An 11,535-nucleotide genomic window follows, 5' to 3' on the forward strand; every position below is an offset into this window, starting at 1 on the left:
CGAGCGTGCGCCGTCGGGGCGGTGGCCCCGGGACGGGGGGTGGACCGGACTGTCGAACCATCTGAGCTCCTTCGATCAGGGCAGGCGGCACCGTGCCGCCGGCCGGTGGTGGTCGTGCGGTCGTGGGACGTTCTGGTGGCAGCGGGGTTCCGGTGGCAGCGGGGTCAGAGGACCTCGACGTACTCCTCCCGCTCGCCCAGGTCGGGCTCCGCGCGCAGCTCGACGTGCTCGCCCGGGGCGTGCTGCTCGAGCACCGTGACGGTGTTCGCCCCCGTGCGCAGCAGCGGCGCGGGGACGTAGAGCGTGCGCTGCGGTCCGCGGCGCCAGTACCGGCCGAGCAGCACGTCGTTCACCCAGACGAACCCCTTGGTCCAGCCGGGCAGCGCGAGGAACGTGTCGGCCGGCTCGTCGACGTCGAGCTCGAACGTCGCGATCGTGTCGGCGGGCCGCCCACCGGTCGTGGGGGGTGGAACCGCCCCGCGCCGCAGCTCCCCCGCGTCGAGCAGGTCGAGCGGGAGGGCCCGCGACTCCCAGGTGTGGACGATGCGCCGGTCGACCAGCACGTCGCCGAGGATCCCCTTGTGCTCGCCGAGACGTGGCCCGTAGTTGACGCGGCCGAGGTTCTCGACCAGCAGCTCGAGCACGACCTCGCGGCCGTCGCCGCGCACGCGCACGCCCTGCTCCGCGGTACGACGCTCGAGCGTGCCCACGAGGACACCGTCGACGTACACCGTGGCGCGGTCGTGCAGGCCGAGGACGCTGACCGTCGAGTCGCCCGGCGGCAGGACGGGGTGCGCCCGGTGGAGAACGAGCCCGGCGTCCTGGCCCAGCTCCTCGAAGGTGAGGGGGCCGGGCGCGGCGACCGCGTCCCCGAGCGTCCGCAGCACGGGCAGCGCCGGTCGTGCGGACGCGACCGCGAGGGTGCGGGGGGCGAGTCGCGGAGCCGGGACGGTCCAGCGCTCGTCGAGGGCGTCGGGCGGCAGGTGCGGCGACGGGTACCGCGAGAAGACGTCGCGCAGCGCCCGGAACTTGGGGGTCGCCGTGCCGTCCTCCGCGACGGGCGCGTCGGAGTCGTAGCTCGTCACCGTCGGCTGCAGGTCGGTGCCGTCGTGGTTGGCTCCCGCGGTCAGGCCGAAGTTCGTGCCGCCGTGCGCCATGTAGAGGCTCACCGAGCCGCCGAGCTCGAGGAGGCGCTCGACGTCGCGCGCGGCGTCGAGCGGGTCGCGCACGTGGTGGCGCTCCCCCCAGTGGTCGAACCAGCCGTTCCAGAACTCGGCGCACAGGAACGGCTCGTCGCGGCGCTCGCGGAGCATCTTCAGCGCCTGCTCGGGGCGCGACCCGAACGTCGCGGTCGTCAGCGCGCCGGGCAGCGTGCCGCCGTCGAGCATGAGGTGCGTGGGTCCGTCCGCGGTGAACAGGAGCTCGTCGACCCCGCGCGCCACGAGCGCGTCGCGGACCCACGCGAGGTAGGCGTGGTCGTCGCCGAAGCTGCCGTACTCGTTCTCGACCTGCACCGCGACGACGGGGCCGCCACGGTTCGCCTGCAGCGCCGCGAGACGCGGCACCACCTCGTCGAACCAGCTCGCCACCGCGTCGAGGTACACCGGGTCCGACGAGCGCAGCCGCACCCCGGGCGTGCCCGTGAGCCACGCGGGCAGCCCGCCGTTCGACCACTCGGCGCAGATGTACGGGCCGGGACGGACGATCGCGTCCATGCCGAGGTCGCCGACGAGGTGCAGGAACCGCTCGACGTCGCGATCGCCGTCGAACACGGTGCGCCCGCGCACGGCCTCGTGCCAGTTCCACGGGACGTAGGTGTCGACCGTGTTGAGCCCCATCGCCCGGACGCGCCGCAGCCGGTCCGCCCACAGGTCGGGGTGCACCCGGAAGTAGTGCACCGATCCCGAGAGGACGCGGTGCTCCGTGCCGTGCCGCAGGAGGCGGAGCCCGTCGGGGACGAGCGTGGGCCGTCGCGCCGGGCCGCTCACTTGATGGCCCCGGCCGCGAGGCCCGAGCGCCAGAAGCGCTGGAGGCAGAGGAAGGCGACGACGAGCGGCACGACGGCGACGAACGCGCCCACGATGACCATGTGGCGCTCGATCTGGCCGGCCTGGACGAGGGCGTTCCAGCTCACGAGCCCGACCGTCACGGGGCGCAGCTCGCCCGAGATGAGGACCTGGGACGGCAGGAGGAAGTTGTTCCAGATCTCGACGAACTGGAACAGGAAGATCGTCACGAGCGCGGGCGCCATCATGCGCAGGCTCACGCCGAAGAAGATCCGGCCCTCGTGCGCGCCGTCGAGGCGTGCCGCCTCGATGACCTCGTCCGGCACGGAGCTCGCGGCGAAGATCCGGCCGAGGTAGACGCCGAACGGGCTCACGACGCTCGGGAGGAGGACCGCGAGGTAGGTGTCGATGATCCCGGTCTGCGAGAACATGAGGAACAGCGGGAGGGTGAACAGGACCTTCGGGACGAGGACCGCGCCGAGCACGACCGCGAACAGCAGGTTGCGCCCCCGGAACTCGTACTTCTCGAGCGCGTACCCGCACGCGACGGCGACGAGGGTGCCTACCCCCGCGCCCACGAGCGAGTAGAGCGCCGAGTTCGCCATCCAGACGCCGAAGATGCCGTTCTGGTAGCCGAAGAGGTCCTGCAGGTTGCCGACCAGGTCGAAGTGCGAGAACCACAGCGGGCTGCCCGCGAACGTGTAGCCGGCGTCCTTGGTCGCCGCGACGAGCAGCCACCACAGCGGGAAGAGGAAGTAGACGGCCGTGAGGACGAGGACGGACGTGACCGCCCAGCGGCTGCGCGCCGTCGTCTCGAGCGTGTCGGGGCGCAGGCCGGGCGTCCCGGCCGTCCGGTGCCGACGCGGGCCGACGGTGGCGGGCGCGGTCGTCTCGGCCTCGACGGGGAGGTTCCTCGTGGTCATGAGGCCCTCCGGGAGGTGAGGCGGAAGAACAGGACGGACAGCACGGCCACACCCAGGGCGAGGATCACGGACTGTGCGGCGGCGTAGGGGTAGTTCGCGGACTGCAGCGACGCCTGGGCGGCCATGATCGGCGTGAAGCTCGCGTCGATCGCTCCGGTGCTCTGCTTGAGCACGAACGGCTCGTTGTAGAGCTGCGCGGACCCGATGATCGAGAAGATCGTCGTGAGCAGGATCGCCGGCCGCACGAGGGGGATCTTGACGCTCCACGCGGTGCGGAACGCGGACGCGCCGTCGAGCTTCGCGGCCTCGAGCACCTCGCCCGGCACCCCCTGGAGGGCCGCGTAGATGATGATCATGTTGTAGCCCGTCCAGCCCCAGGTCACGACGTTCGCCACGGCCCACAGCGCGAGGTTCTCGCTGAGGAGGTTCACGTCGAGCCCGAAAAGCCCCAACGCTGCGTTGAGGGGGCTGCTGTCGGACGCGTAGAGGAACGACCACACGAGCGCGGACAGCACCGTGGGGACGGCGTACGGCGCGAAGCTCGAGAGCCGGAAGAAGCCCTTCCAGCGGGCCGACGCCGAGTCGACGAGCAGCGCGATGCCGAGCGCGAGCACGAGCATCACGGGGACCTGCACGACGCCGAACAGCAGGACCCGACCGATCGAGGCGAGGAACGCGCTGTCGCCGAACGCGTAGGCGTAGTTGGCGAGCGGGTCGAACACCTCCTGCGTGCCCCCGAGGCCCAGCGCGTCGCGCTGGATGCGGAACAGGCTCTTGTAGATCGCGAACCCGATGGGCGCGACGTACATCGCGAGGAACAGCAGGACGAACGGCCCGACGAACCAGACGGCGTAGCGCGCCGTCCTGCTCCGCGGTCGGCGCAGCGGCGGCGCCTGCCGGTCCGGGTCGTCCGTGCCGGCGGCCGCCGGCAGGGTCTCAGTGGTCATGGCTCTTCCTCGCAGGTGACGTTCTCGTGGAGGGGGTCCCGGCGCCGCGCCCGGGTGCTGCGAGCACCCGGGCGCGGCACCGGCCGCGGTCACTCGTTGACCGCGATGCCCTGCTGCGCGAGCTCGGCGGCGGTCGCGTCGCCGGCCGCGGTCAGGGCGGCCTCGACGGTCGCCCCGGGCTCCTTCGCGAAGGCCTTCTGCATGTTCGTCGCGAGCGTGCCGACGAGCGTCGAGACGCCCGGGCCCCACGCCCAGTCGGGGTTGACCTGGCCGGAGGCGGTCTTGAAGACGTCCGCGACGACCTGGCCGCCGAAGTAGTCGTCACCGGTCGTCAGGAGCTCGGACTCGAGGCCCGCGACGGACGCCGGGTACGTCCCGGCCGCCTCGATCTGCGCGTCGACCGCCGCGAGGTCGGTGCTCAGCCAGTGCGCGACCTCCCACGCCGCCTCGGGGTCGTCGCAGCCCTTGAGGACCGCCGACAGCGACCCGCCGACGTTGCCCGTCAGCTCGTCCCCGGCCTCCCACTGCGGCAGCTCCGCCACGGCCCAGTCGCCGGCTGACGCCGCCGCGGAGTCCTTGAGGATGCCTGCGAACCAGGCGGCACCGACGATCGTCGCGATCGAGCCGTCGCCGAGCCCGGCGGACCAGTCGTCGCTCCAGATGTTGGACCCGATGAGGTCGGCGTCGATGAGGCCCTGCCAGTAGTCGGCGACCGCGACGTTCTCCGGGGAGTCCGGCGTGATGGACCATGCGCCGTCCTCGACGGCGTACCACGGGGCACCGGCCTGCCACGCGAAGCCCGTGTAGTCGTAGTCCTCGTAGGTGCCGGTGAGCTTCACGCCCGCGGCCTTGAGCTGCTCGCCCGCGGCCTGGTACTCGGCCCAGGTGGTCGGCACGGCGACGCCGTTCGCCTCGAAGACGGCCTTGTTGTAGAAGAGGACCATCGGACCCTGGTCCTGCGGCGCGCCGTACACCTTATCGCCCACCGTCACGCCGGCCCAGCCCGCCGCGGTGTAGGCGTCCTTGTCCGGGGAGGCGTACTCGGTGACGTCGACGACGTTCCCCTCGGCCACGAAGCTCGGGAGCGTCTCGTAGCCGACCTGCGCGAGGCAGGGCGCGTTGCCCGCGGCGACGGAGTTGCGGATCTTGTCGTAGCCGCCCTTGTTGCCGGCCTCGATCTGCGTGTACTCGACCTGGACGTCGTCGTGCGCCGCGTTGAACGCCGCAGCGGCCTCGTCGTAGCCGGCGGCCCAGGTCCAGAGCTGGATCGTGGTGGGCTCGCCGTCGGAGGACCCGTCCCCGGAGCCGCCGCCGTCCGACGAGCTGCACGCGGTGAGGCCGAGGGCGAGGGCGACGACGGACGCGACTCCCGCGGACCGGACGATCGATGACTTCATGACACTCCTTCTGACGACGCTGTGCTGAGGGGGGCGACCGTGCCCGGTTGCTCGCCACACTCTGGCACAGGTTGATATCCATAACAAGCCTTAGTTCCGAACGCGCATCGCGAGCACGGAAACGTGCACGTTTCTCGTGTTCGTGCCGACTGTTATGGTCAACAACGGGCGTCGGGACGCGCGCTCGTCACCCGGTGAGCACGTGCGGGGACCGGCCGGCACCGGCCCCCGCACGTGGTCCGTCAGCCGCAGCGCAGTGCGGCGAACTCCGCGCGCGCCGTGCCCGACGCGGACGCGACCTCGGCGCTGCCGGCGTCGACCGCCGTCGTGCGCGAGGCGAACGACTGGTAGGCGGAGGCCCCGGGCGCGACACCCGTGACGGTCCGCTCACCGAAGGCGGACCGCAGCGTGAGGTCCGCGGGTGCGCTCCCGGTGTTCCGAGCCGTGACGGCCACGTAGGCCTTGCCCGCGAGGCAACGGGCGCTCGCGTGCGCCGTGATCGTGGGCTGGGCGACGACGGGCGCGCCGTCGACCGCGATCTCCGCGGCCGTCGTCCACGGGTTCCCGTTCACCTCGCGCAGCGCCACGAGCTTCACGTACCGGCCGACGGTCGGGGCGAACCCGATCGTCGAGGGGGTCGCGACGTTCGGGAGCGACCCGGCCGCGACCGGCTCGCCCCAGCTCTCCCCGTCGGTCGACACGTAGATCTCGTACGCGCCGATGCGTCCGTTGGCCGCACCCGTGCCGGTCCCCGTGCGCGGGGTGTACGTGAGCCCGAAGAGCTGCTGCTCGGCGCCCGTGTCGAGCGCGACGTGGTGCGGCGGCGTGGGGGCGGACCCGCTCCAGCGCGTGTGCCAGAACGTCGCGGGGTTGCCGTCGATGGCGTTGGCCGCTCGGCCGTCCTCCCCCTGCGTCTCCTCGCTGTCGACGTCGATCACCGCGACCGGCCGCGACGGCTGGGCGGTGCTCACGGCGACGAGGTCCACGGTGGCGCCGGCGGAGCGCTCCTGCCCGCCGACGGTCCACGTCACCGCCACCGGCACGCGGCCGAGGCCCCACGTGCCCGTCGCGGGTGCGAGGGCGATCGTCACGGTGCGGTCGGCACCGGGCGCGAGGTCGCCGACCTGGGTCGCGGCCGGGGCCGTCCAGCCCGCGGGCGCCTGCGCCGCGACCGCGACGCCCTCGAGCGTGGCGTCCGTCGTGTTCTCGACGGTCACGGTGGCCGTCGCCGACGCGCCCGGCAGCACGCGCCGGGTGTCGACCGCGACGTCGACCGCCACGGCGGGCTCGACCGTCCAGACCGTGCCGGTCATGTCCGGCGGGAGCTGGACCACGGTGCCGTCCTCGTCGACGGAGAGCAGCTGGCGCGTCGACGCGTTGACGACCGCGAAGCCGTCGTCGGTCGCGAGGAGCTGCCACTTCTGGATGTTCGACGAGCCGCAGGCCGAGGCGACGACCGGCACGCCGATCTCGACCGGGACACCCAGGCGGCGCTTGCCGTCGACCACGTCGAGGCACAGGCCCGTGGCCGTCGAGCGAACCGTGTGGTACCCGTCGGCCGTCGCCGTGAGGACCCAGCCGTCGCGCACGTCCGGACCGGCCGCGAGGGACCCCGCAGGCGTCGTGCCGAGACCGTCGCCGTCCGTCGTGGTGAGCGTGTACGCCCCGTCCTCGACGGGCGTGCGGTCGACGTTCTCCCAGCCGGCGGGGCGGCCGATGGAGCGGGCCAGCGCCTCGAACTCGGCGTACGTGCTCTTCGCGTACCCCGCGGTCCACGTCGTCTGCGCGATGAAGCGCAGCGGCATGAACATCTCCTCCTCGACCGAGTTCTCGGTCTGCGCGGCGGCGCTGTCCGGCCACAGGCTCACCTTCGCGCCGGTGAGGCCGGGGTGCGCCGGGTCGACGGTCGAGCCGTAGAACCGCCCGACGTCCCAGCGCTGGTCGTACAGGTTCCTGGTGTTCATCTTGAGCCCGCCGCGCACCAGGTAGAGCGCGTAGGACGAGTTCATCACCGGGTGGCCGGCGTCGAGCAGCGCCTGCGGGCTGACCGGGGTGCCGAGCCAGTGCTCGACGACGATGTCCGTGTCGACCGGCTGAGTGTTGCGGCCCACGAGACCGTCGTTCCAGATGCGCAGCGTCTTGCCGTGCGTCTCCTTGACGTACGCGTTGACCTTGTTCACGAAGGCCACGAACGCGTCGTCCGGCGTCGCCGACGGGCCGTACAGGGACTTCGCGTACGCCTCGATCTGCGGGAAGTTCTGGAAACCGGTCGTGATCATGTACTCGTCCGCGCCCATGTGCCAGTAGTCGGACGTGAACACGTCGAGGTACTCGTCGAGCAGGTCGGTGTAGAAGTCGAAGGCCTCCGGCCGGGTGATGTCGAGCCGCACCTCGTCCCGGACCCCGTTGCGGTCGACGAGCTGCAGCTCCGGCTTGTTCTCGAGCCAGATCTCCATGTGCCCGGGCGAGTTGATCTCCGGGATGACGTCGATCCCGAGCGCGTCCGCCTTCTCCACGACCCGGCCCAGCTGCTCCGGGGTGTAGTAGCTCCAGGTCGCCGTCTCGGGGTGCGCCGTGCTCTTGAGCTTGAGCTCGACGAGCAGGTAGTTGAGCTTGAGCGAGGCCATCTCCTCGAGGAGCCGGTCGATCCACTCCTCGGAGACGTTGATCTGGCAGGCGCACAGCGTCACGCCGCGCTCGGCGTACCGCGGCACGTCGACCGCCGAGCCGGCCGGCAGCACGGTCTGCTGCGCGAGCATCTGGGCGAGGGTCCGGGTCCCGTAGAAGGCGCCCTGCGGTGTCGCGCCGACGATGGTGACGCCGCCCGCGTGGACGGTCAGCGCATACCCCTCCTTCCCGAGGTCGGTGCGGCCGTCGTCGACGGCCAGGTCGACGACGCTCGCGGCGGTGGGGTCGGCCACGACCGGGACGTCCTCGTCCAGCAGCGCGCCGAGCTCGTCCGCCAGGACGTCCGCCGCGCCGGCGAGCCCGTCGTCCCCCCCGGTGGCGACCTGGGTCCCGGCCGCGAGGCTCCACGAGCCCGCGGCGTCGGCCCAGTCACGCAGCGACGGGATCACGTCCGGCAGCGGCGGGTCGGCGGCCGCACGCTCGACCGCGGCGGGTGCGGACGCAGGCGCCCCGGTGGGCGCCGCCGACGCGGCCGGGACGGTGAGCGCCCCGACGAGCGCGACCGCGAGCGCCGCCGACACGGCGACCCTCCTCGGCCGCTGATGGTGGGTTGGTCGGTGCATGTGTCGATCTCCTTCGATCCGGTGAGGCCTCAGCCGCGTGCGCGGCGAGGACGGTAGGGCGTCGGGAGGGTTATCTGACGTCAGACAACCTAGCGCCGACTGCGGTGTGGACGTCGTGCGGTGCGAGCAAGGATCGGGGCAGGTGCCGATCAGGGCGAGCCGGTGCCGGTCACCCCCAGTAGTGACCGGGACCGGCCCCGCCGGGACCGCGTGCGGTCCCCGTCCCCGGCACCCAGCGAGCCGGTGACGACGTGCGACGGCTCCTGGACGGAGCTCGGGGCGGCGCACCCTCGCCCCGCGACGCCCTCGATCCGGGTGGCCCGCGGAGCAGTCATGGCACTCCTTCTGACGACGTCGTGCGGAAGGGGGCGTCCGTGCCCCGAGTGCGCGGCTCACTCTGACACAAGGTGATATCCATAACAACCCCCGCAGCGAACCAAGAGGCCGCGACCATCCGCCCAGCGACCTCACCCGAGCCCTCGTGCCTGTTATCGTCAACACGAGATCTGCGCGGCGTGCGGTGGCGCGGCGCAGAGGCACGGTCCACCGCGTCCACTACGCTGCCGGGCACGCGCCCGTGCACCGACGAGGAGGTCCCGTGGTCCCAGCGTCACCGCCCGAGCCGTCGCCCCGCGGCCGCGGGCCTGCGATGGCCGACGTCGCGCGCGTCGCCGGCGTGTCCGCGCAGACGGTGTCGCGCGTGCTCAGCGGGCACCCCAACGTCAACGCGGTGACCCGCGCCCGGGTCCGCGCCGCGATCGAGGAGACGGGCTACCGGCGCAACAGCCTCGCCCGGGCGCTCGTCACGGGCCGCACCCGCACCCTCGGCGTCATCACGCACGAGACCGACTTCTACTCCGCGAGCGCGCTCATGCTCGGCATGCAGACGGCCGCTCGCGCGGCCGGGTACTTCGTCAGCACGGCGTCCACCTCGTCCCTCTCCTCCGCCGCGATCGAGCAGGCCGCCGCACGTCTGCTCGACCAGGGCGTCGACGGCCTCGTCATCGCGGTGCCCGTGCGGGACGAGGGCGCGCTCGCGCAGGTGACGCGCGACGTCCCCACGGTCGTCGTGGACGGCATGCGGTCCCTCGCGACCGAGATCGTCGCCGTCGACCAGGTCGAGGCGGGCCGCGTCGCGACGGAGCACCTCCTCGGCCTGGGGCACGCGACCGTCTGGCACGTGTCCGGGCCGGAGTCGTGGAACGACGCGCTCGGCCGGTCCACGGGCTGGCGCACCACCCTGGAAGAGTCGCGTCGCGACGTCCCCCCCGTGCTCTACGGGGACTGGACCCCGGAGTCCGGCTACCGCAACGGGCTCCTCCTCGGTCGCCTCCCCGAGGTCACTGCCGTCTTCGTGGCGAGCGACGAGATGGCGTTCGGCGTCGTCCGCGGGCTCACCGAGCTGGGCCGACGCGTCCCCGAGGACGTGTCCGTGGTCGGCATGGACGACATCGCGCTCGCGCCCTACGCCGCCCCTCCCCTGACCACGGTCCGTCAGCCGTTCCACGACATGGGGCGGCGCGCCGTCGAGCACGTGGTCGCCCTCGTCACCGACCCGCAGGCCGTGCACGAGCCGGAGGTCGTGCACCCCGAGCTCGTCGTCCGGGCGAGCACCGCGCCGCCCGCCTGAGGGCACGGCCCGACGCCGCCCGCACCCGAGCGGGCTGTCGGGCGCGTCCGTCGCTCGGCCTACGCGGACGCCGTACCCGCCGCCCGATCTCCTCCTCAGGGTGGACACGCGCGCGCGATCGGTACGCGTACGCTGCCCGTGGGTCGCCGGACACGGCAGGGGGGAACTGCTCGACCGACGAGTGACCGACCGTCGTCCGACCCACCTCACCGCACATGAACATGCTCACCTGGACCGCCGTCGACCACCGGACCTGGCGTGCCCGCAGCGCCTCGCGCGAGTACGTCGTCCGGCGCGACGACACCGGCACCTGGACCCTCGACGGCCCCGGCCACACGTGGGGCGCGCTGCCGAGCCTCGAGATCGCCCAGGAGGTCGCCGCGCTCGCCGACGAGGTCCACCACGACGACGACCGGATGACGAGCTATCGCGTCGTCACCGCCACGGGTGCGCGGCGCGGCGAGCCGTTCGGCGCGGAGACGGACGAGGAGGCGCTCGACGTGCTGCGGGCCCGGCGCCGGGCCGGCAACCTCCCGCTCGCACCGTTCCGCCTGGAGACCTCCGACGGCCGCCTGGTCGGCGCGTGGGACAAGGCCGTCCAGATCCCGGCCCGGTCGGTCGGCGACGGGACGTCCGGACCGGTCTGACGCGCCGGTCCGACGCGCGGTCCGACGCGCCGGGCCCGTCGGGTGCCGGGGAGAGGGCGCCCGAGGGTCAGGCCCGCGACGCGGCGCGACGCGCCGCGAGGGCGGCCCGCCGCCGTCGGCTGCTCTCGACGTGGGCCGCGGCGAGCTCCGCGGCCCGGTCGCCGTCCCGGGCACGCACCGCGTCGAACAGCGCCACGTGCTCGTCGGTGACGTCGGCGAGGTCGTCGTGCTGCGACAGCGCCCAGCGCATCCGGCTGCGGATGCCCTGCATCATGTCGTCGAGCAGCCGGTTGCCCGCGAGCGCCGTGACGATCTCGTGGAAGTCGGCGGCCGAGCGGCGCGACCCCACCGGGTCGGCCGCGCGCGCGCCCTCCTGCTCGCGGTCGAGCGCCGCGCGCAGACGCTCCAGCCCCGGCGGCTCGTGGCGCTCGGCGGCGAGGCGGAACGCGAGCGGCTCGAGCACGGCGCGGACCTCGTCCAGGTCGGCGAGGTCGGCGTCGGTGAACGCCCGCACGACGGCCCACGTGTGCGGGCGCAGCGCGACGAGCCCCTCCCCCTCCAGGACCTTGAGCGCGTCGCGCACGGGGATGCGGCTCACGCCGAACCCGGCGGCGAGGTCGCGCTCGACGAGGCGCGAGCCGGGCTCGCGCACGCCGTCGAGGATCTCGTCCCGCAGCCGGGACGCGACCCGCGCGGACTCCAGCACTCGCTCCTCGGCTCCGGCCACGCGTCGA

8 protein-coding genes are annotated in these 11,535 nt (G+C 73.2%); 2 read left to right on the top strand and 6 right to left on the bottom strand.

Annotation, left to right across the window (positions count from 1 at the left end):
- Positions 1 to 164: 164 nt before the first annotated feature.
- From GWJ10_RS03995 to GWJ10_RS04015, 5 genes are all read right to left on the bottom strand, one after another.
- Positions 165 to 1,988, bottom strand: coding sequence for a beta-galactosidase family protein (locus GWJ10_RS03995; protein WP_163185368.1), 1,824 nt, complete (start codon positions 1,986 to 1,988; stop codon positions 165 to 167).
- Positions 1,985 to 2,929: a carbohydrate ABC transporter permease gene (locus GWJ10_RS04000; protein WP_163185371.1), complete on the bottom strand. Its 945-nt coding sequence runs from the start codon at positions 2,927 to 2,929 to the stop codon at positions 1,985 to 1,987. The genes GWJ10_RS03995 and GWJ10_RS04000 overlap by 4 nt, the downstream gene beginning before the upstream one ends.
- Positions 2,926 to 3,876, bottom strand: a complete 951-nt coding sequence (locus GWJ10_RS04005; protein ID WP_076404189.1) for a sugar ABC transporter permease — start codon at positions 3,874 to 3,876, stop codon at positions 2,926 to 2,928. Before GWJ10_RS04005 ends, GWJ10_RS04000 begins: the two co-directional genes overlap by 4 nt.
- A gap of 89 nt (positions 3,877 to 3,965) precedes the next feature.
- Positions 3,966 to 5,273, bottom strand: coding sequence for an extracellular solute-binding protein (locus tag GWJ10_RS04010; protein ID WP_076404188.1), 1,308 nt, complete (start codon positions 5,271 to 5,273; stop codon positions 3,966 to 3,968).
- A gap of 242 nt (positions 5,274 to 5,515) precedes the next feature.
- Positions 5,516 to 8,482 (bottom strand): family 20 glycosylhydrolase, encoded by a 2,967-nt coding sequence (locus GWJ10_RS04015; RefSeq protein ID WP_163185374.1) that lies wholly within the window; start codon positions 8,480 to 8,482, stop codon positions 5,516 to 5,518.
- Between the two features lie 640 nt (positions 8,483 to 9,122).
- On the opposite strand from GWJ10_RS04015, the gene GWJ10_RS04020 reads away from it, so the two are divergent.
- Positions 9,123 to 10,154: a LacI family DNA-binding transcriptional regulator gene (locus GWJ10_RS04020; RefSeq protein WP_241005657.1), complete on the top strand. Its 1,032-nt coding sequence runs from the start codon at positions 9,123 to 9,125 to the stop codon at positions 10,152 to 10,154.
- Positions 10,155 to 10,369: 215 nt separating this feature from the next.
- Positions 10,370 to 10,801 (top strand): hypothetical protein, encoded by a 432-nt coding sequence (locus GWJ10_RS04025; RefSeq protein ID WP_163185377.1) that lies wholly within the window; start codon positions 10,370 to 10,372, stop codon positions 10,799 to 10,801.
- A gap of 67 nt (positions 10,802 to 10,868) precedes the next feature.
- Here GWJ10_RS04025 and GWJ10_RS04030 read toward each other — a convergent pair whose 3' ends face one another.
- On the bottom strand, positions 10,869 to 11,528 hold the full coding sequence (locus GWJ10_RS04030) for a GntR family transcriptional regulator (protein WP_206158327.1): 660 nt from the start codon (positions 11,526 to 11,528) through the stop codon (positions 10,869 to 10,871).
- Positions 11,529 to 11,535: the final 7 nt, after the last annotated feature.

The sequence above is a fragment of the Cellulosimicrobium sp. SL-1 genome (assembly GCF_011033075.1).
In the GTDB taxonomy this organism is placed as follows: Bacteria; Actinomycetota; Actinomycetes; order Actinomycetales; family Cellulomonadaceae; genus Cellulosimicrobium; species Cellulosimicrobium funkei.